The sequence below is a fragment of the Pseudomonas sp. MYb2 genome (assembly GCF_002979955.1).
Lineage (GTDB): Bacteria > Pseudomonadota > Gammaproteobacteria > Pseudomonadales > Pseudomonadaceae > Aquipseudomonas.
Genome location: NZ_PCQC01000001.1, coordinates 139,458 through 158,136, shown reverse-complemented (window position 1 = coordinate 158,136; position 18,679 = coordinate 139,458). Strand labels below are relative to the sequence as shown.

The 18,679-nt window shown below is 60.9% G+C and carries 20 protein-coding genes and 1 other RNA gene; 14 read left to right on the top strand and 7 right to left on the bottom strand.

The window, feature by feature from the left end:
- Positions 1–46: 46 nt before the first annotated feature.
- The 3 genes from ubiD (at position 47) to CQ009_RS00790 (ending at position 3,359) form a co-directional block, all read left to right on the top strand.
- Positions 47–1,513, top strand: a complete 1,467-nt coding sequence (gene ubiD / locus CQ009_RS00800) for a 4-hydroxy-3-polyprenylbenzoate decarboxylase (protein ID WP_034151998.1) — start codon at positions 47–49, stop codon at positions 1,511–1,513.
- On the top strand, positions 1,513–2,481 hold the full coding sequence (locus CQ009_RS00795; protein WP_105704631.1) for a CDP-6-deoxy-delta-3,4-glucoseen reductase: 969 nt from the start codon (positions 1,513–1,515) through the stop codon (positions 2,479–2,481). The genes ubiD and CQ009_RS00795 overlap by 1 nt, the downstream gene beginning before the upstream one ends.
- A gap of 209 nt (positions 2,482–2,690) precedes the next feature.
- The gene (locus CQ009_RS00790; protein WP_105704630.1) at positions 2,691–3,359 is read left to right on the top strand and encodes a gamma-glutamylcyclotransferase; all 669 of its coding nucleotides are present in this window, start codon (positions 2,691–2,693) and stop codon (positions 3,357–3,359) included.
- Here CQ009_RS00790 and glpT read toward each other — a convergent pair.
- The gene (glpT, locus tag CQ009_RS00785; RefSeq protein WP_105704629.1) at positions 3,335–4,684 is read right to left on the bottom strand and encodes a glycerol-3-phosphate transporter; all 1,350 of its coding nucleotides are present in this window, start codon (positions 4,682–4,684) and stop codon (positions 3,335–3,337) included. The genes CQ009_RS00790 and glpT overlap by 25 nt on opposite strands.
- Positions 4,685–4,909: 225 nt before the next feature.
- On the opposite strand from glpT, the gene CQ009_RS00780 reads away from it, so the two are divergent.
- A complete protein-coding gene (locus CQ009_RS00780; protein WP_105704628.1) occupies positions 4,910–5,539 on the top strand; it encodes a flagellar basal body-associated protein FliL in 630 nt (209 codons plus the stop codon).
- An 18-nt stretch (positions 5,540–5,557) separates the two neighbouring features.
- Here CQ009_RS00780 and CQ009_RS00775 read toward each other — a convergent pair whose 3' ends face one another.
- Positions 5,558–6,535: an NADPH:quinone oxidoreductase family protein gene (locus CQ009_RS00775; protein WP_105704627.1), complete on the bottom strand. Its 978-nt coding sequence runs from the start codon at positions 6,533–6,535 to the stop codon at positions 5,558–5,560.
- Positions 6,536–6,685: 150 nt separating this feature from the next.
- Here CQ009_RS00775 and CQ009_RS00770 point away from each other — a divergent pair, with 150 nt between their 5' ends.
- On the top strand, positions 6,686–7,093 hold the full coding sequence (locus tag CQ009_RS00770; RefSeq protein ID WP_034151993.1) for a flagellar basal body-associated protein FliL: 408 nt from the start codon (positions 6,686–6,688) through the stop codon (positions 7,091–7,093).
- Between the two features lie 115 nt (positions 7,094–7,208).
- Here the strand turns inward: CQ009_RS00770 and CQ009_RS00765 are convergent, their stop codons facing one another.
- Positions 7,209–7,661 (bottom strand): EVE domain-containing protein, encoded by a 453-nt coding sequence (locus tag CQ009_RS00765; RefSeq protein WP_105704626.1) that lies wholly within the window; start codon positions 7,659–7,661, stop codon positions 7,209–7,211.
- Between the two features lie 197 nt (positions 7,662–7,858).
- Here CQ009_RS00765 and CQ009_RS30015 point away from each other — a divergent pair, with 197 nt between their 5' ends.
- Complete coding sequence (locus CQ009_RS30015; RefSeq protein ID WP_163005287.1) at positions 7,859–8,014, top strand: hypothetical protein; 156 nt, start codon at positions 7,859–7,861, stop codon at positions 8,012–8,014.
- Positions 8,015–8,050: 36 nt separating this feature from the next.
- On the opposite strand, the gene CQ009_RS00760 is transcribed toward CQ009_RS30015, so the two are convergent.
- From CQ009_RS00760 to CQ009_RS00745, 4 genes are all read right to left on the bottom strand, one after another.
- Positions 8,051–8,656 (bottom strand): 5-formyltetrahydrofolate cyclo-ligase, encoded by a 606-nt coding sequence (locus tag CQ009_RS00760; RefSeq protein ID WP_064389485.1) that lies wholly within the window; start codon positions 8,654–8,656, stop codon positions 8,051–8,053.
- Between the two features lie 79 nt (positions 8,657–8,735).
- A non-coding RNA gene (gene ssrS, locus CQ009_RS00755) (6S RNA) lies at positions 8,736–8,914 on the bottom strand.
- Positions 8,915–8,944: 30 nt separating this feature from the next.
- Positions 8,945–9,262 (bottom strand): cell division protein ZapA, encoded by a 318-nt coding sequence (locus CQ009_RS00750; protein WP_034151990.1) that lies wholly within the window; start codon positions 9,260–9,262, stop codon positions 8,945–8,947.
- Complete coding sequence (locus CQ009_RS00745) at positions 9,259–9,468, bottom strand: TIGR02449 family protein (RefSeq protein WP_007911197.1); 210 nt, start codon at positions 9,466–9,468, stop codon at positions 9,259–9,261. Before CQ009_RS00745 ends, CQ009_RS00750 begins: the two co-directional genes overlap by 4 nt.
- Positions 9,469–9,598: 130 nt before the next feature.
- Here CQ009_RS00745 and CQ009_RS00740 point away from each other — a divergent pair, with 130 nt between their 5' ends.
- The 8 genes from CQ009_RS00740 (at position 9,599) to gcvT (ending at position 18,656) form a co-directional block, all read left to right on the top strand.
- Complete coding sequence (locus CQ009_RS00740) at positions 9,599–10,159, top strand: YecA family protein (RefSeq protein ID WP_007911199.1); 561 nt, start codon at positions 9,599–9,601, stop codon at positions 10,157–10,159.
- A 27-nt stretch (positions 10,160–10,186) separates the two neighbouring features.
- A complete protein-coding gene (gene pepP / locus CQ009_RS00735; protein ID WP_105704625.1) occupies positions 10,187–11,521 on the top strand; it encodes a Xaa-Pro aminopeptidase in 1,335 nt (444 codons plus the stop codon).
- Complete coding sequence (gene ubiH, locus CQ009_RS00730) at positions 11,518–12,705, top strand: 2-octaprenyl-6-methoxyphenyl hydroxylase (protein ID WP_105704624.1); 1,188 nt, start codon at positions 11,518–11,520, stop codon at positions 12,703–12,705. The genes pepP and ubiH overlap by 4 nt, the downstream gene beginning before the upstream one ends.
- Complete coding sequence (locus tag CQ009_RS00725) at positions 12,698–13,183, top strand: DUF4442 domain-containing protein (protein ID WP_105704623.1); 486 nt, start codon at positions 12,698–12,700, stop codon at positions 13,181–13,183. Before ubiH ends, CQ009_RS00725 begins: the two co-directional genes overlap by 8 nt.
- A gap of 9 nt (positions 13,184–13,192) precedes the next feature.
- A complete protein-coding gene (locus CQ009_RS00720) occupies positions 13,193–14,410 on the top strand; it encodes a 2-octaprenyl-3-methyl-6-methoxy-1,4-benzoquinol hydroxylase (RefSeq protein WP_177430973.1) in 1,218 nt (405 codons plus the stop codon).
- A gap of 221 nt (positions 14,411–14,631) precedes the next feature.
- On the top strand, positions 14,632–15,636 hold the full coding sequence (locus CQ009_RS00715; protein ID WP_064389480.1) for an extracellular solute-binding protein: 1,005 nt from the start codon (positions 14,632–14,634) through the stop codon (positions 15,634–15,636).
- A 164-nt stretch (positions 15,637–15,800) separates the two neighbouring features.
- Entirely contained in the window at positions 15,801–17,417 is a 1,617-nt protein-coding gene (locus CQ009_RS00710; RefSeq protein ID WP_105704621.1) for an iron ABC transporter permease, read from the top strand.
- Positions 17,418–17,573: 156 nt separating this feature from the next.
- Positions 17,574–18,656 (top strand): glycine cleavage system aminomethyltransferase GcvT, encoded by a 1,083-nt coding sequence (gene gcvT, locus CQ009_RS00705; RefSeq protein WP_064389478.1) that lies wholly within the window; start codon positions 17,574–17,576, stop codon positions 18,654–18,656.
- Positions 18,657–18,679 lie beyond the last annotated feature (23 nt).

The window sequence follows — 18,679 nt, the reverse complement described above, 5'->3', positions numbered from 1 at the left end:
TGCAGAGCAGGTAGGATGTACGCCTATTTTGAGGGTGCCATCGTCAATGAAATTCAAGGATCTTCGGGATTTCGTGCAGCAGCTTGAGCAGCGCGGAGAGTTGAAACGCATCCAGATTCCCGTCTCGCCGGTGCTGGAGATGACTGAGGTGTGTGACCGCACGCTGCGGGCCAAGGGCCCGGCGCTGCTGTTCGAGAAGCCAACCGGCTACGACATTCCGGTGCTCGGTAACCTGTTCGGCACGCCTGAACGGGTGGCCATGGGCATGGGCGCCGAGTCGGTCAGCGAGTTGCGCGAAATCGGCAAGCTGCTGGCGTTCCTCAAGGAACCCGAGCCGCCGAAGGGCTTGAAAGATGCGTGGTCGAAGCTACCGATCTTCCGCAAGATCATCTCGATGGCGCCGAAAGTCGTTAAAGACGCGGTGTGCCAGGAAGTGGTCATCGAGGGCGACGACGTCGACCTGGCGATGCTGCCGGTACAGACCTGCTGGCCTGGCGACGTCGGTCCGCTGATCACTTGGGGCCTGACCGTCACCAAGGGCCCGAACAAGGAACGTCAGAACCTCGGTATCTACCGTCAGCAAGTGATCGGCCGCAACAAGGTGATCATGCGCTGGCTCAGCCACCGTGGCGGCGCGCTGGACTATCGCGAATGGTGCGAGAAGCATCCGGGGCAGCCGTTCCCGGTGTCCGTGGCGCTGGGCGCGGATCCGGCGACCATCCTCGGCGCCGTGACGCCGGTGCCGGACAGCCTCTCCGAATACGCTTTCGCCGGTCTGTTGCGCGGTAATCGCACCGAACTGGTCAAGTGCCGTGGCAACGACCTGCAAGTGCCGGCCACTGCCGAGATCATCCTCGAAGGCGTGATCCATCCCGGCGAAATGGCTGACGAAGGCCCGTACGGCGACCACACTGGCTACTACAACGAAGTCGACAGCTTCCCGGTGTTCACCGTCGAACGCATCACCCACCGGATCAAGCCGATCTACCACAGCACCTACACCGGCCGTCCGCCAGATGAACCGGCGATTCTCGGTGTAGCGCTGAACGAAGTGTTCGTGCCGATCCTGCAGAAGCAGTTCCCGGAGATCACTGACTTCTACCTGCCGCCGGAAGGCTGCTCGTACCGCATGGCCATCGTGACCATGAAGAAGTCGTATCCGGGGCATGCCAAGCGCGTGATGCTCGGTGTCTGGTCGTTTTTGCGACAGTTCATGTACACCAAGTTCGTTATCGTCACCGACGACGATATCAACGCCCGCGACTGGAACGACGTGATCTGGGCCATCACCACGCGCATGGACCCCAAGCGCGACACGGTGATGATCGATAACACGCCGATCGACTACCTCGACTTCGCCTCGCCGATTTCTGGCCTGGGTTCGAAAATGGGCCTCGATGCTACCCACAAGTGGCCGGGTGAAACCACTCGCGAGTGGGGCCGTGTGATCGTCAAGGACGACGCCGTCACCCAACGGATCGATGCCATCTGGAATCAGTTAGGAATAGATTGATGCGTGTAACCCTGCAGCCCTCCGGAGCAGTGCTTGAGATACAGCCCGGTGAGCGGATTCTCGATGGTGCGCGGCGCCTGGGCTACGAATGCCCGCAAAGCTGCCGCAACGGCAATTGTCACGTGTGTGCGGCGCTGCTGGTTGAAGGCAGCGTCGCCCAGGACGGCAAGGTGCACGACCACGGCGAGTTCTACACTTGCATAGCCGAGCCGCTGGAAGACTGCATCCTGCTGTGGGATGGCGTGCTCGCGCTGGGAGAACTGCCAGTGCGCAGCCTGTCGTGTCAGGTCATTGAATGCCGGGACGTCGGTGGCGATACCTGGCGCGTGCGCCTGCGTGCGCCGGCCGGCAAGCCACCGCGTTATCACGCTGGACAATACTTGATGATCGAACGCGAGAGCGGCGAAAAGTCGGCGTTCTCCATGGCCTCGGCACCGCACGGCGGGCGTGATCTGGAAATTCACGTGTTGGCGCGCGAAGCCAGTGCATTGAGCCTGATCGAACAGCTGCAGCGCAACGCCATGGTGCGTGTCGAGCTGCCGTTCGGCGACACCCATCTGGCCGAGTTGCCTGACGGGCCGCTGGTACTGGTTGCCGCTGGCACCGGGATGGGCCAGATTCACGCGCTGATCGAACACTGCCGCGCCAATGGCTTCAAGCATCCCGTACATCTGTACTGGGGCGTGCGCCGTCCGGAAGATTTCTATGAAATCGAACATTGGGACGAATGGCTGAAGTTGCCCAACCTGTTCCTGCACAAGGTCGTCAGCGATCAATGCGGCTGGGAAGGGCGCTGCGGCATGTTGCACGAGGCGGTCTGTGAAGACTTCCCCGATCTGAAACCCTTGCACGTCTACGCCAGCGGCTCACCGGCGATGGTCTACGGCACGCTGGACGCATTGGTTGAGGCGGGGATGGACGCTCATCAAATGCGCGCCGATGTATTTGCCTACGCGCCGCGCTCTTGAGCCGCGCTCTTGAGTCGTTATAACTCTCTATATAGCCGATCGGTATTTATGTAATTGCATAAATACCGCTAGGTTATATATCAATCAGGCAATCAATTAAGAACTGTGCCATGGCACTTAAATTGCCTTAAAGCATATGTGCCTTATTGTTACAGCGGTGCGTTCTATTAAGTAATTCTTTACCCGCGGGGAGCTGAACGCTATTCGCCATGAGCGCCATTGAAAACGCTTTTCTGAATTTGAATTACCCTCCGCGGCTCGATCTTGGGCCGCAGCTGACGCACGAACAACTTCTCGCTTCCATGCAATCGACCATGGCGCGCCACAAGGGCGGGCCGGTGTGGCTGTTCGCCTATGGTTCGTTGATCTGGCGGCCTGAGTGTTCGGCGGTGGAGCGCGTGCGCGGACGTGTGCACGGCTACCATCGCGGCTTGTACCTGTGGTCGCATGAGCACCGGGGTACCCCGGAAATGCCGGGGCTGGTGTTTGGTCTGGATCGCGGCGGTTCGTGCAGCGGCTTCGCTTATCGCTTGCCGGAAGACAATCTCGACGCTGCGTTGTACGCGCTGTGGAAACGCGAGATGCCAGTGCCATCCTATCGGCCACACTGGCTCAACTGCCGTCTCGCCGACGGTAGCCAGGTGCAGGCCTTGGGATTTGTGTTGGAGCGACACCTGCCCAGCTATGCCGGCAACTTGCCGGATCACGTGCTGAGCCAGGTGTTCGAGAGCGCCAGCGGGCGTTACGGCACCACTCGCGATTATGTCGAGCAGACCGCACACGCCCTGCGCAGCCACGCCATGCCAGACCGCAATCTGGAGGCGCGGCTCAAGCGCTGTAAATCACCAAGCGATCAAGCGACCGCTTCACGACTTTGACTCGCGACATTCTTGTGTCGCAGGGTCGGGGCCAGGAAGGCCATCGCCAACAGGCAAGCGCCCACCAGCAGGACAAAACCACCGTCCCAGCCGAAATGGTCAACGGTGTAGCCCATCGCCGCACTGGCCGCGACCGAACCCCCCAGATAACCAAACAGACCGGTGAAACCCGCAGCGGTGCCGGCGGCTTTTTTCGGCGCCAGCTCCAGTGCCTGCAAGCCGATCAACATCACCGGGCCGTAGATCAGGAAGCCGATCGACAGCAGGGCGATCATGTCGACCATCGGGTTGCCGGCCGGATTCAGCCAGTAAACCAGCGTCGCAACGGTCACCAGCGCCATGAACACCATGCCGGTCAGGCCACGGTTGCCACGGAAGATCTTGTCCGACATCCAGCCGCACAGCAGCGTGCCCGGAATACCCGCCCACTCGTAGAAGAAATAGGCCCACGAGGTTTTATCCACGGTGAAACCCTTGGCTTCCTTCAGGTAGGTCGGCGCCCAGTCCAGCACGCCGTAGCGCAGCAGATAAACGAAAACGTTGGCCAGCGCGATGTACCAGAGCATTTTGTTGCGCAGCACGTATTTGACGAAGATTTCCTTGGCGCTGAATTCGTCTTCGTGGCTGGAATCGTAGCCTTCCGGGTAATCGTTCTTGTACTTCTCGATCGGCGGCAGGCCAACCGATTGTGGGGTGTCGCGCATGGTGATGAACGCAAATACCGCTACGCCCAGCGCCACGGCTGCCGGTACGTAGAACGCCGCGTGCCAGTCGTTGAACAGGCCCATGCCGAGCAGGAACAACGGGCCGATCAGGCCGCCGCCGACGTTGTGCGCCACGTTCCACACGGACACCACGCCGCCCCGTTCCTTCTGCGACCACCAGTGCACCATGGTCCGCCCACTTGGCGGCCAACCCATGCCTTGGGCCCAGCCGTTGATGAACAGCAGGATGAACATCATGGTCACGCTGGACGTCGCCCAAGGCGCGAAACCGAACACGAACATTACCCCCGCCGAGACCAGCAGGCCGAACGGCAGAAAGAAGCGCGGGTTGGAACGGTCGGACACCAGGCCCATGAGGAATTTCGACAAGCCATACGCGATGGCGATGGCCGACATCGCCAGGCCCAGATCACCGCGGCTGTAGCCTTCGTCGATCAGGTACGGCATGGCCAGGGAGAAGTTTTTGCGCAGCAGGTAATAACCCGCGTAGCCAATGAAAATACCGGCGAAGATCTGCCAGCGCAGGCGTCGGTACGTGCTGTCTATTTTTTCTTCAGGCAATGGAGCCTGATGTGCGGCAGGACGAAAGAAAGCAAACATTCAAGAGCTCCAGATTTCTTGTTTTGACTGCGGATGCGAATGTTACAGTTTCGTTACCGAAAATAGCACCGGTTCGCATCGAGCAAATAGCGGAAAATGTTGGAAGTCGCGCGTTCTTTTACGAACCTGTCGCTCAGCTGTAAGAACGCGGCGTTTTTGTAGTGGTCGAGGCGTTGTGTCTTAGACTCGCGATCAATCCACTGACTGATCGCGCAGAGATAAATGATGGCCCCGAAGATTCGCAGGTTATTGCCCCGATTGCTGATGGTGGTCGCCGTTACCGTTTCGGTTCTGGCGCTGAGTTTTGCTCAGGGATCTGGCGGAACGGGGCTGCGCAATGTCACCGTGCTGATCGTCCGTCATGCGGAAAAACCGGACGTGGGCCGAGAGCTCAATGCCCAAGGTCAGCAGCGCGCTGCCGCCTACGCCGACTATTTCACTGCGCTGAAACTGCGCGACGAAACACTGACCCCGCAACGCCTGATCGCCACCGCCGACAGCCCACAAAGCATCCGCCCACGACAGACGCTGATGCCGCTGGCGCAACGCCTGCAACTGCCCATCGAACAGCCATTCGCCAATAACGACGTCGACAAACTGGTCAGCCTGCTACGCAAGGACAATCAGGCGAAAACCGTACTGATCGCCTGGCACCATGGGCACATCAATAAACTCATCGGCGCATTCGGCGGCAATGGCCCGGCACTGGTCGGCCAGCCGAAATGGCCGGTGGATGTTTATGACTGGCTGATTGTTTTGCACTTCGACGACAAGGGGCAGTTGATTGAGTCGCGTAGTGAGAAGGTGCAGGAGCAACTGATGCCGGGCGATGTTGCGGGGTCGCCCGGCAATTGAAGCGTTTTGGTCTTTTGATTAGCGAACCTGGACCACAACCTTCCCGACAGCCTTGCGCTGCCCAAGATCATTGATCGCCTGCGCCGCCTCGCTCAATGGATAGACCTGCGACACCAGCGGTTTCAACTTGCCCTCGGCGAACCAGCCGAACAACTGCTGGAAGTTCGCCGCGTTGTCCTGCGGCTGGCGCTGGGCGAAGGAGCCCCAGAACACGCCGAGCACTGCCGCGCCCTTGAGCAGAGCAAGGTTGACCGGCAGTTCCGGGATGCGCCCGCTGGCGAAGCCGACCACCAGCAGGCGACCATTCCAGGCAATGGCGCGGATGGCCTGGTCGAACAGATCACCGCCGACCGGATCGTAAATCACGTCGGCACCCTGGCCGTCGGTGAGGCGTTTGATTTCGTCCTTGAGGTTCGATTCGCTGTAGTTGATCAGCTCATCGGCGCCGGCAGCTTTGGCTATGGCGAGTTTTTCCGCGCTGCTGGCGGCGGCAATCACGCGGGCGCCCATGGCTTTGCCGATCTCCACCGCCGCCAAGCCGACGCCGCCGGATGCGCCGAGCACCAGCAAGGTTTCGCCCGGTTGCAGGTTGGCGCGCTGCTTGAGCGCGTGCATCGAAGTGCCGTAGGTCATGCTGAAGGCGGCGGCAGTGTTGAAGTCCATCGACGGCGGAATCGGCAGCACGTTGTAGCCCGGCACCGCGACCTGTTCGGCAAAGCTGCCCCAACCGGTCAGGGCCATGACGCGGTCGCCGACCTTGAGGTGGCTGACCTTTTCCCCGACTTCGCGCACCACGCCAGCCGCTTCGCCACCTGGCGAGAACGGGAAGGGCGGTTTGAACTGGTACTTGCCCTCGATGATCAGCGTGTCCGGGAAGTTGACCCCGGCGGCGTGCACGTCCAGCAGGATTTCGTTCTTCTTCGGGGCGGGGCTGGCGACCTCTTCCAGCACCAGCGATTCGGCAGGGCCGAAGGCTTTGCACAGCACGGCTTTCATCAGGGCTATTCCTTTGGGAGTGATGGCCGATAAGTGTAGGTGTGTCAGTCAACGGGTCAACGAGCATGCCCGGCCCTGATAGTCAGCCATAAGCTTGTGCTTGCGCGGCGGGTCGTTATGCTAGGCCGCAAACCGGAAAAGGAGCGAATTGTGAAAGCGTGGATCATGTTGTTGCTGGCCCTGTCTCTGCCTGTGGCAGCGCTGGCCGAAGAAGCCAAAGAAGGTGAAGCGCCAAAGGTGAGCTATATCACCCTGAGCCCGCCGTTCGTGGGTAATTACGGGCTCGATGGCACGCCGAAGCTCAAGGTTTACAAGGCTGACGTGGCGCTGCGTGTGACCGGCGAGGAGTCGGCCAAACTGGTCAAGGCCAACGAACCGTTGATCCGCAATCAACTGGTGGCGCTGTTCACGCAGCAGACCACCGAGGCGATGGGCAGCATCGAAGGTAAAGAGAAGCTGCGTCAGGAAGCGTTGAAGCAGACCCAGCAAGTGATGAATGACGAGACCGGCAAGCCGGTGGTTGAAGATCTGTTGTTCAATAACCTGATCATTCAATAAGCCATTCGTTGTCCGGGCTGGCCCCATCGCGAGCAGGCTCACTCCTACAGTTGGAATGCGTTCCCCTGTAGGAGTGAGCCTGCTCGCGATGGCGATGTTTCAGGCAACATATTCTTCAAGGCTTGAGCGCAATCACCGCCGCCCATTGCTCCGCCGTCACCGGCATCACCGACAACCTCGACCCCTTCTGCACTAACGGCATCTGCGCCAGCGCCGTCTGCTGCTTCAGATAATCCAGTTTCAACACCCGCGCAAACGTCTCGACGTGTTCAACGTCAATCGCACTCCAGGCATTTTTCTCCGGGGTAGCCTTGGGATCGAAGTAATGACTCTCCGGCTCCAGTGCGGTGGGATCCGGGTACGCCGCTTCGACTATTTTGCCAATCCCGGCAATTCCCGGCTCCGGGCAGCTGGAATGGTAGAAAAAGAACTCATCGCCCACCGCCATCGCCCGCAGGAAATTGCGCGCCTGATAGTTGCGAACCCCGTCCCAGCGCGCTTTTCCGAGCTTTTCCAGACCTTTGATCGAAAGTTCGTCGGGTTCGGATTTCATCAGCCAATAGGCCATGTCGTGTGCTCCTGAAACGGTCATTGGGCAGGTTGTCGGGCAATTTTATGACAAACCGACGGTCGGTTGACGTCAGCGTTTGCGCAGAGGTTCACGTTGTCGCAAAATGCCGGCCTTTAAAGCTTGACGCTGCTGCACGGCCTACGAACGGAAACCGCTGCTGTCATCGTGATGATGTGCCTTGAGGGGGGCAATCGATGAAACGCAAACCGGATCTACTATGGACTTTGGTAATTTTGTTTGGCCTGGGCGTCGTGACTACCGGTTACGCGCAGAGCCTTTGGTCGAACAAGGCCGACGCGCCGATTGAAATCGCGCAACAGGTGCAACAGTCGACCGCGTTCAAGCGCTGAAACTGCATTCTCGACGCCGCTGTTCTGCGCGGCGTCCTATCCCGCGAAATACCACGCCTTGTCGCTGACCGTGCCTTGTAACGGTACATCCCAGCTTGCCTGTGCCAAGCGTTCGACTTTCTGACATTCATGGGCCAGACCCAGCAGCGTCGGCTTGCGCCAGCTTTTGCGCCGCGCCAGATACGCCAGGCTGCGATCATAGAAACCGCCGCCCATCCCCAGTCGCCCGCCGACATCGTCAAAACCCACCAGTGGCAACAACACCAGATCCAGCGCCCAGACCTTGCGTTGCTGCGCCAGATTGGCCCGTGGCTCGAGAATGCGGAAGCGGTTGGGTTGGAGTTTCTCGCCGGGGCGGATGCGCTGAAAGACCATTTTGGTACGCGGCCAGGCGCTGAGCACCGGCAGATAGGTGGCCTTGCCCCGACGCTGCGCTTCACGCAGCAGCAGGCGCGGATCGATTTCACCGTCGGTGGGCAGATACAGAGAGATATGTTTGGCCCGGCGAAAATGCGGGTCTTGCGCCAGTTGCCGGTACAGGCCTTTGGCGGCCTGGCGTTGTTCGCTTTTGCTCAGTGCGCGGCGTGCCTTGCGCAGCAGGCGGCGGAGTTGCGGGCGGGGCAGCAGCGCGGGTTCGGTCATGGTTCGGCTTCGGCAGGTTGGACGAAAACGTACGCATAAAAAATCCGATGGCGGTTTTCACCGACATCGGATTCGAATCAGGCTCCCCGGATGAACCGCTGTCAACTTAGCCCTTGAACCCGAAAGTTCAAGGTGGAAGATGCAGTAGACTTTAAGGCTTTCCGTCTAGCGGACATGCACACCAGCCCAACGTGCAACTTCCAGGGTAGTGCGAATCGGCTCAGGGACATCGTCAACTGGCAAGCACCCCAGGGAGTGCCGCGAGTATACCGCAAGCGGCCAGTCGAATCAGCCCTTGGTGGTGTTCTGATCGTCGGCGAGCACCAGATCGACACGATCAAGCAAGTCGCGCACCTGTTCACGGGTCGAACCACTGGCCTGGATGTCCGGGCGCTCTTCTTTGTGCAAGAGGTCGTGGGTGATGTTCAGCGCGGCCATCACGGCGATACGGTCGGCGCCGATGACTTTGCCGCTGCTGCGGATCTCGCGCATCTTGCCATCCAGGTAGCGCGCGGCACTGACCAGATTGCTGCGTTCTTCCTGCGGGCAGATGATCGAATACTCTTTATCGAGGATCTGCACGGTGACGCTATTGCTTGAACTCATGAGTCTTGCTCCAGGGCCTTGAGGCGCGAAATCATCGATTCGACCTTACGCCGGGCGATTTCGTTTTTTTCAATGAGGTGAGCGCGTTCCTCGCGCCAGGTTTTTTCCTGAGCTAGTAAGAGTGCGTTTTGACTCTTTAGTTGCTCGACTCGACCAATCAGCAGTTCGAGTCTGGCCATCAGCGCTTGCAGGTCGGTGTCTTCCATTGTGTCCACTGAGTTGGAGTCTGTCTGATGGGATAGCTGGCGGACAGCCTTTAATAGTCTTGGCGAGTCTGTCGATGTAGGATACAAGGCCTTCATTCTAGACATAGCGCCGTCTGGCGCCTAGCTGCCCATGACCATTGCGAATTCCCCGTACCAAGCCTTTGCCACCCTGCTGACCTCCAGCGGCCACAACGTCTCGCCTGCCGAACTGCATGGCGTACTGCTCGGACGCAGCTGCGCCGGTGCCGGCTTCGATAACGAAGGCTGGTTGATCGACGCCGCCGAACTGCTCGAAGGCGATATCCAGGACAACGTCCGCAACGCCCTGATCGGCCTGCAAGAGATGGTCAAAGGCGAGCTGACCGGCGACGACGTTACCGTCGTTCTGCTGCTGCCGACCGATGACGCACCGCTGGCCGACCGCGCCGCTGCACTGGGCGAGTGGTGCCAGGGCTTCCTCAGCGGTTTCGGCCTGAACTGCCGCGACAGCAGCATGCTCAGCACTGAAGCCACCGAAGTGTTGCAGGATCTGGCCGCCATTTCCCAGGTGCAAGACGCCCTGGAAGAATCCGAAGACGGCGAGACCGACTACATGGAAGTCATGGAGTACCTGCGCGTCGCGCCGTTGCTGCTGTTCTCGGAAACCAAGAAAGCCGACGTGCCGCCAGCCGCCAAGCCGTCGCTGCATTAATCGCGTGCCAGGGAAAGCCATCTGCCCATGACCCATATCCCCAAAGCGGAATACAGCCGTCGCCGCAAGGCCCTGATGGCGCAGATGGAACCCAACAGCATCGCGATCCTGCCGGCCGCCGCGGTGGCGATACGCAACCGCGACGTCGAGCACGTCTACCGTCAGGACAGCGACTTTCAGTACCTCAGCGGGTTTCCCGAGCCGCAAGCCGTCATCGTCTTGATGCCCGGCCGCGAGCATGGTGAATACGTGCTGTTCTGCCGTGAACGCAACGCCGAACGCGAATTGTGGGACGGCTTGCGCGCAGGACAAGAGGGTGCGATCCGCGACTTCGGCGCCGACGACGCCTTCCCGATCACCGACATCGACGACATTCTCCCGGGCCTGATCGAAGGCCGCGACCGGGTGTATTCGGCGATGGGCAGCAACCCCGAATTCGACCGGCATCTGATGGACTGGATCAACGTGATCCGCTCCAAGGCGCACCTCGGTGCCCAGCCGCCGAACGAATTCGTTGCGCTGGATCATCTGCTGCACGACATGCGCCTGTATAAATCGGCGGCAGAGGTGAAGGTGATGCGCGAAGCCGCACGGATCTCGGCGCAGGCGCATATTCGCGCGATGCAGGCCAGTCGGGCCGGGCTCTACGAGTACAGCCTCGAAGCCGAGCTCGATTACGAATTCCGCAAGGGCGGGGCGAAAATGCCGGCCTACGGTTCGATCGTCGCCGCCGGGCGCAACAGCTGCATCCTGCATTACCAGCAGAATGACGCGCTGCTCAAGGATGGCGATCTGGTGCTCATCGACGCCGGTTGCGAAATCGACTGCTACGCCAGCGACATCACCCGCACCTGGCCGGTCAACGGCAAGTTTTCGCCTGAGCAGAAAGCGATCTACGAATTGGTGCTGGCCTCGCAAGAAGCCGCGTTCGCCGAAATCGCCCCGAACAAGCACTGGAATCAGGCGCACGAAGCCACGGTTCGAGTGATCACCACCGGGTTGGTGAAGCTCGGATTGCTGCAAGGCGAGGTCGACGAGTTGATCGCCAGCGAAGCCTACAAAGCCTTTTACATGCACCGCGCCGGCCACTGGCTGGGCATGGATGTTCACGACGTCGGCGAGTACAAGGTCGGCGGCGAATGGCGCGTGCTGGAAGTCGGCATGGCGCTGACGGTGGAGCCGGGCATCTACATCGCCCCGGACAATCAAAACGTCGCGAAGAAATGGCGCGGCATTGGCGTGCGTATCGAGGACGACGTGGTCGTGACCAAGACAGGCTGTGAAATCCTCACCACCGGCGTGCCGAAAACCGTCGCTGAAATCGAAGCGCTGATGGCGCAAGCAAGGACACACGCGGCATGAGTCGAGTCAATCTGGCAATCATCGGTGGCGGTCTGGTCGGCGCCAGTCTGGCGTTGGCCTTGCAGGCCGGGGCCAAGGCGCGTGGCTGGAAGATCGTGCTGATCGAACCGTTCGCTCCTGGTGACAGCTGGCAGCCGAGTTACGACGCGCGTTCGTCGGCGTTGTCTTTTGGCTCGCGGCAGATTTATCAACGGTTGGGCGTGTGGCAGGAAATCTCCCGCCGTGCCGAACCGATCAAACAGATTCACGTCTCCGACCGTGGTCGTTTTTCCACCGCGCGATTGTCGGCGATGGAGGAGGGCGTGCCAGCGCTCGGTTATGTGGTGGAAAACGCCTGGCTCGGCCAGTGCCTGTGGCAGCACCTCGACAAAGACGTGATCACGTGGCGCTGCCCGGCGGAAGTCACGCGCATGGAGCCACTGCCCGACGGCTATCGCCTGACCCTCAATGATGAAACCACTCTGGAATGCGATCTTGCAGTGCTCGCCGATGGCGGGCGCTCCGGGCTGCGCGAACAACTGGGCATCAACGTGCGCAAGCGTCCGTACAACCAGAGCGCGCTGATCGCCAACATCACCCCGAGCGAAGCGCACAACGGCATGGCTTTCGAGCGCTTCACTGATGAAGGGCCGATGGCGCTGCTGCCGCTGCCGGAAAACCGCTGCGCCCTGGTCTGGACCCGTTTGGGCATGGACGCGCAGCGTTTGGCTGACTTGAGCGAGCGTGATTTCCTCAGCGAATTGCAGGGCGTGTTCGGTTACCGCCTCGGCACGCTGAAACAGGTTGGTGCGCGGCATTTATATCCGCTGACGCTGGTCGAGGCCGAAGAGCAAGTGCGTTCGCATCTGGCCGTGCTCGGCAACGCGGCGCACAGCCTGCACCCGATTGCCGGGCAGGGTTTCAACCTGTCACTGCGGGATGCCGATGCCTTGGCCGCTGCGCTGTTGGCCAGCGACAAACCGCTGGGCGATTTCGCCACGTTGCAGGCGTATCGCGAGCGTCAGCGTCTCGATCAGGATCTCACTGTCGGTTTCTCCGATCAGGTCACGCGGCTGTTCGGCAGCACGCAGCCATTGGTGTCGCTGGGCCGCAACATCGGCCTGCTCGGCCTCGACTTGTTGCCACCGGCCAAGCGCTGGTTTGCGCGGCAGGCCATGGGGTTGGGGACGCGTCCGGATGCTTAAGTGGTTGACTAAAAAATTCGGCAAGGCGCGGTTGATGCGCTGGGTCATGACTTTTTACCCGCCGTACCTCGGCGCTGGCGTGCGCGTTCGCCATATCAGCGATGACTTCCGCGACGTTCAAGTGTCGATGGGCCTCGGCTGGTACAACCGCAACTACGTCGGCACCCAGTTCGGCGGCAGCCTGTATTCGATGGTCGATCCGTTCTTCATGCTGATGCTCATGGAAAACCTCGGCTCGAAGTACATCGTCTGGGACAAGGCCGCCGACATCGATTTCATTGCGCCGGGCAAAGGCCCGGTGTTCGCCCGCTTCAATATCGACGAAACCTTGCTCGACGAGATTCGCCGGCAGACCGCCAGTGGCGAGAAATACCTGCCGCAGTTGCAGGTCGACATTCATGACGGCGCCGGCAATCTGGTGGCGCGGGTCGGTAAAACCCTTTACGTGCGGCTCAAGCCGCAAGCGAGACAGGCTTAAAGCATGGACATGCGCGCAGATCTGCTGATTGTCGGAGCCGGAATGGTCGGCAGCGCCCTGGCGTTGGCGTTGCAGGACAGCGGGCTGGAAGTCCTGCTGCTCGACGGCAGCCCGCTGAGCGTCAAACCGTTCGACGCCGAAGCTGCGTTTGAACCGCGGGTGAGCGCCCTGTCAGCGGCCAGCCAGCGGATTCTTGAACGCCTCGGCGTGTGGGATGGCATCGCCGCTCGGCGCAGCAGCCCGTACACCGACATGCATGTGTGGGACGGCAGCGGCACCGGGCAGATTCATTTTTCGGCGAGCAGCGTGCATGCCGAAGTGCTTGGCCACATCGTCGAAAACCGCGTGGTTCAGGACGCCTTGCTTGACCGTTTGCACGATTGCGATCTGGGCATGCTCGCCAATGCGCGGCTGGAACAGATGCGCCGTTCGGGCGATGACTGGCTGCTGACGCTGGCCGATGGTCGTCAGCTGCGCGCACCGCTGGTGATTGCCGCTGACGGCGCCAACTCGGCCGTGCGACGCCTGACTGGCGTGGCGACGCGTGAGTGGGATTACCTGCATCACGCCATCGTCACCAGCGTGCGCAGCAGCAGGCCGCATCAGATGACCGCGTGGCAGCGCTTCACCGATCACGGGCCATTGGCGTTTCTGCCGCTGGAGCGTGACGGGCAGCAGGATTGGTGTTCGATCGTCTGGTCCACCACACCGAGTGAAGCCGAGCGTTTGATGGCGCTGGAGGAAGCGGATTTCTGCCGTGAGCTGGAGCGCGCCTTTGAGGGGCGTCTCGGCGAAGTCATCAGCGCTGATCCGCGCTTGTGCGTGCCGCTGCGTCAGCGTCATGCCAAACGTTATGTGGCTGAAGGCCTGGCGTTGATCGGCGATGCGGCGCACACCATTCACCCGTTGGCAGGGCAAGGTGTGAACCTTGGTTTCCTTGATGCGGCGGTGCTGGCGGAAGTGCTGTTGCAGGCGGCAGAGCGCGGTGAGCGTTTGGCCGATGTGAAGGTGCTGAGCCGTTACGAGCGTCGGCGCATGCCGCACAACCTCGCGTTGATGGCGGCGATGGAAGGGTTTGAGCGGCTGTTTCAGGCGGATCCGTTGCCGGTGCGCTGGTTGCGCAATGCCGGGTTGAAGCTGGTGGAGCAGATGCCGGAGGCGAAGGCGCTGTTTGTGCGTGAAGCCCTCGGGTTGACCGGGGATCTTCCGGCCCTCGCCAAACCTTGATCATTTCGTTGCTGCTGATGGCCTCATCGCGAGCAGGCTCACTCCTACAGGGGAGCGCATTTCAAATGTAGGAGTGAGGCTGCTCGCGATGGCGCCTGTCCAGGCACCACAATTTTCAAACTGTGCAACATCTGGTAACTCCTTCAAAAAGAGTTCGATTGAGGTGGTAAATGTGAGTCCTTATCATTTGGCCCACATTTCCCGACCGAGAGACCACTCCCATGTTGGCACCCAAGCGTCTTCTGACCGCAATGGCCCTGACCCTGATCGGCAGTACAACGGCCCAGGCCGCTGATGAGGTGGTGGTTTACTCGTCGCGCATCGATGAGCTGATCAAACCGGTGTTCGATGCCTACACCGCCAAGACCGGGGTGAAGATCAAGTTCATCACCGACAAGGAAGCGCCGCTGATGCAGCGCATCAAAGCCGAAGGTGAAAGCGCCACCGCCGACCTGCTGCTCACCGTGGATGCCGGCAACCTCTGGCAGGCCGAGCAAATGGGCATCCTCCAGCCGTTCACCTCGAAAACCATCGACGCCAACATTCCTCTGCAATATCGCTCATCCAGCCATGCGTGGACCGGCCTGAGCCTGCGCGCGCGGACCATCGCTTACTCCACCGAACGCGTGAAGCCGGGCGAACTGACCACCTACGAAGCGCTGGCCGACAAGAACTGGGAAGGGCGCCTGTGTCTGCGCACGGCGAAGAAGGTCTACAACCAGTCGCTGACCGCGACCATGATCGAAGTCCATGGCGCCGAGAAGACCGAAAAAATCCTCAAGGGCTGGGTCAACAACCTGTCCACTGATGTGTTCTCCGATGACGTCGCTGTGCTCGAAGCGATCAATGCCGGGCAGTGCGACGTCGGCATCGTCAACACTTACTACTACGGTCGCCTGCACAAGCAGAAGCCGGAGCTGCCGGTGAAACTGTTCTGGCCGAACCAGGCCGATCGCGGTGTGCACGTGAACCTGTCGGGCATCGGCCTGACCAAGCATGCGCCGCACCCGGAAGCGGCCAAGGCGCTGGTTGAATGGATGACCACGCCTGAGGCGCAGAAGATTTTTGCTGACGTGAACCAGGAGTTCCCGGCCAACCCGGCGGTGGCGCCTTCGGAAGAAGTGGCGGCGTGGGGCAAGTTTGTTGCCGATACGTTGCCGGTTGAAGTGGCGGGCAAGCGTCAGGCTGAAGCGATCCGGATGATGGATCGGGCGGGTTGGAACTGACTCGGCGTTTATACTGCGCCACGCGACACTGATCGTTCCCACGCTCTGCGTGGGAATGCATCCATCGACGCTCTGCGTCGTGCCGCCGACAGCGTGACGCAGAGCGTCACAGGATGTGTGCCCACGCAGAGCGTGGGCACAATCATTTGAACGAGACTGTTTCCTTGGCCCACCCCGCCCAACGCCGCTGGTACCCCATCGTCTTCGCCATTGCCGCGCTGGTGCTGTTGCCGCTGAGCGTTCTGCTGCTGTCCTGGCAGACCATCGACCAACAAATCTGGTCGCACCTGTGGCAAACCCAGATGCCGCGTCTGCTCGGCAACACGCTGACTCTGGTACTCGGCGTCGGCGTCGGCGTGACGCTGCTCGGCGTCAGCCTGGCCTGGCTCACCAGCCTCTGCGAATTCCCCGGGCGGCGCTGGCTCGACTGGGCGCTGATGCTGCCCTTCGCCATTCCCGCGTATGTGCTGGCCTTTGTCTTCGTCGGTCTGCTGGATTTCGCCGGCCCGGTGCAAACCCTGCTCAGGGAATGGTTCGGGACTGGCCTGCGCCTGCCACGGGTGCGCTCCACTGGCGGGGTGATTATCGTGCTGGTGCTGGTTTTCTATCCCTACGTCTATTTGCTGGCACGTACTGCGTTTCTTGCGCAAGGCAAAGGCTTGATGGAAGCCGCACGGGTGCTCGGTCAATCGCCGTGGCAAGCCTTCTGGCGCGTAGCGTTGCCGATGGCACGCCCGGCCATTGGCGCCGGTGTGGCGCTGGCGCTGATGGAAACACTCGCTGATTTCGGTGCGGTGTCGGTGTTCAACTTCGACACCTTCACCACCGCGATCTACAAAACCTGGTACGGCTTCTTCAGCCTGTCGAGCGCGGCGCAACTGGCCAGTCTGTTGCTGCTGGTGGTGATGCTGGTGCTGTATGGCGAACGTCGTGCGCGCGGCGCCAACCGGGCGAGCAACGAGCGGCCTCGGGTGAAAGCGCTGTATCACTTGCGCGGATTCAAGGCGCTTGCGGCGATGAGCTGGTGCGGGCTGGTCTTCGCCTGCGCCTTCGTGATTCCGATGCTGCAACTGATTGTCTGGTTCTGGCAGCGTGGACGTTTCGACCTGGATGAGCGCTATGCCGGGCTGATCCTGCACACCCTCTATCTGGGTGGCATGGCGGCGTTGATTACCGTCAGCGTCGCGTTGTTGCTGGCCTTCGCCCGGCGACTGGCGCCGACGCCGGCGATCGACTCCGGCGTAGGCCTGGCCAATCTCGGTTACGCCCTGCCGGGCTCGGTGCTGGCGGTGTCGATCATGCTGGCGTTCAGTTACCTGGATCGCGAGCTGGTGATTCCGCTTTCGGGCTGGCTCGGCGGTGCGGGCAAACCGTTACTGCTGGGCAGTCTGGCGGCGTTGCTGATGGCGTATCTGGTGCGCTTTATCGCGGTCGCATACGGCCCGCTGGAAAATAGTCTGGCGCGTATACGGCCATCTTTGCCTGAAGCAGCACGTAGCCTCGGTGTCAGTGGGCCGCGACTGTTTTTCAAAGTGTATCTGCCACTGTTGTTGCCCGGCACGTTAAGCGCGGCGTTGCTGGTGTTCGTCGATGTGCTCAAGGAAATGCCCGCGACCCTGCTGATGCGCCCGTTTGGCTGGGATACGCTGGCGGTGCGGATCTTTGAAATGACCAGCGAAGGCGAATGGGCGCGGGCTTCGTTGCCGGCGCTGACCCTGGTTCTGGTTGGCTTGTTGCCGGTCATCGGCCTGATCCGCCGCTCGGCGCACCGAAACACTTAGTCGTCAGTCCTCAATCATGCGGCTACAATGCGCGGCATTCGGTGCGGTTCGTCTGACAGACCGGTTCGCTGGGATCGGCTGAGAGCCTTGTATATCAAGGCTTTCATCCCGTGCAGCGGCTGTCCGCACCCTCGCCACGCCCGGAAGGAGAAACCCATGGGACAGCGTACGCCTCTGTATGACCTGCATCTCGCCCTCGGCGCGAAGATGGTCGATTTTGGCGGTTGGGACATGCCACTGCATTACGGCTCGCAGGTCGAGGAGCACCACGAAGTGCGCCGCGATTGCGGGGTATTCGATGTATCCCACATGACCGTGATCGATGTCACCGGCTCCCAGGCCAAAACCTGGCTGCAGCATTTGCTGGCCAACGATGTCGACCGCCTGCACCGCCCCGGGCGTGCGTTGTACAGCACCATGCTCAATGAGCGCGGCGGCATCGTCGATGACATGATCGTCTACCGCCTCGACGACGCTTATCGTCTGGTGTTCAACGCCTCCACCCGCGATCAGGATCTGGCCTGGATGAACGCGCAGCGCGGCGATTACGACGTGCAACTGCACGAGCGCTCCGAGCTGGCGATGCTCGCCATTCAAGGCCCGCAGGCCCGGCACAAGATTGCCGAACTGGTGACCCAGTCTCGCGCCACGCTGATCCAGCACCTCAAACCCTTCGAAGGCTACACCGACGGCGACTGGTTCATCGCCCGTACCGGCTACACCGGTGAGGATGGCCTGGAAATCTGTCTGCCCGCCAGTCAGGCGCCGGGGTTCTTCAACGACCTGGTCGGCGCCGGCATTTCGCCGATCGGCCTCGGTGCCCGCGACACCCTGCGGGTGGAAGCCGGGATGAACCTTTACGGTCAGGACATTCATCAAGACGTCTCGCCGCTGGCCTCGAACATGGCCTGGAGCATTGCCTGGGAACCGGCCTCGCGCCAGTTCATCGGCCGCGCTGCCGTTGAGGCGGAAAAAGCCGCCGGGGTTGCGCACAAACTGGTTGGTCTGGTGCTGGAAGAGCGCGGTGTTTTGCGCGCCCATCAGGTGGTTCGCATCGCCGATGTTGGCGAAGGGGAGATCACCAGTGGTAGTTTCTCTCCTACGCTAAGCAAATCGATTGCCCTGGCGCGTGTTCCAATGGCTACTGCCGACCGCGCCGAAGTGGAAATCCGTGGCAAGTGGTACCCGGTACGGGTGGTCAAACCGACCTTCGTACGCCATGGCAAAACTTTGATCTAACCTTTTTCCGGCGGGCATGACCG

What these genes read in the sequence shown, in the direction of transcription:
- CQ009_RS00790 (WP_105704630.1), top strand. Translation starts at nt 2,691, where the DNA reads ATGAGCGCCATTGAAAACGCTTTTCTGAATTTGAATTACCCTCCGCGG.
- CQ009_RS00745 (WP_007911197.1), bottom strand. Translation starts at nt 9,468, where the DNA reads ATGGAAGACACCGACCTGCAAGCGCTGATGGCCAGACTCGAACTGCTG.
- CQ009_RS00740 (WP_007911199.1), top strand. Translation starts at nt 9,599, where the DNA reads ATGACCATTGCGAATTCCCCGTACCAAGCCTTTGCCACCCTGCTGACC.
- CQ009_RS00750 (WP_034151990.1), bottom strand. Translation starts at nt 9,262, where the DNA reads ATGAGTTCAAGCAATAGCGTCACCGTGCAGATCCTCGATAAAGAGTAT.
- CQ009_RS00795 (WP_105704631.1), top strand. Translation starts at nt 1,513, where the DNA reads ATGCGTGTAACCCTGCAGCCCTCCGGAGCAGTGCTTGAGATACAGCCC.
- gcvT (WP_064389478.1), top strand. Translation starts at nt 17,574, where the DNA reads ATGGGACAGCGTACGCCTCTGTATGACCTGCATCTCGCCCTCGGCGCG.
- CQ009_RS30015 (WP_163005287.1), top strand. Translation starts at nt 7,859, where the DNA reads ATGAAACGCAAACCGGATCTACTATGGACTTTGGTAATTTTGTTTGGC.
- CQ009_RS00760 (WP_064389485.1), bottom strand. Translation starts at nt 8,656, where the DNA reads ATGACCGAACCCGCGCTGCTGCCCCGCCCGCAACTCCGCCGCCTGCTG.
- ubiD (WP_034151998.1), top strand. Translation starts at nt 47, where the DNA reads ATGAAATTCAAGGATCTTCGGGATTTCGTGCAGCAGCTTGAGCAGCGC.
- CQ009_RS00715 (WP_064389480.1), top strand. Translation starts at nt 14,632, where the DNA reads ATGTTGGCACCCAAGCGTCTTCTGACCGCAATGGCCCTGACCCTGATC.
- pepP (WP_105704625.1), top strand. Translation starts at nt 10,187, where the DNA reads ATGACCCATATCCCCAAAGCGGAATACAGCCGTCGCCGCAAGGCCCTG.
- CQ009_RS00780 (WP_105704628.1), top strand. Translation starts at nt 4,910, where the DNA reads ATGGCCCCGAAGATTCGCAGGTTATTGCCCCGATTGCTGATGGTGGTC.
- CQ009_RS00765 (WP_105704626.1), bottom strand. Translation starts at nt 7,661, where the DNA reads ATGGCCTATTGGCTGATGAAATCCGAACCCGACGAACTTTCGATCAAA.
- CQ009_RS00775 (WP_105704627.1), bottom strand. Translation starts at nt 6,535, where the DNA reads ATGAAAGCCGTGCTGTGCAAAGCCTTCGGCCCTGCCGAATCGCTGGTG.
- glpT (WP_105704629.1), bottom strand. Translation starts at nt 4,684, where the DNA reads ATGTTTGCTTTCTTTCGTCCTGCCGCACATCAGGCTCCATTGCCTGAA.
- CQ009_RS00720 (WP_177430973.1), top strand. Translation starts at nt 13,193, where the DNA reads ATGCGCGCAGATCTGCTGATTGTCGGAGCCGGAATGGTCGGCAGCGCC.
- CQ009_RS00725 (WP_105704623.1), top strand. Translation starts at nt 12,698, where the DNA reads ATGCTTAAGTGGTTGACTAAAAAATTCGGCAAGGCGCGGTTGATGCGC.
- ubiH (WP_105704624.1), top strand. Translation starts at nt 11,518, where the DNA reads ATGAGTCGAGTCAATCTGGCAATCATCGGTGGCGGTCTGGTCGGCGCC.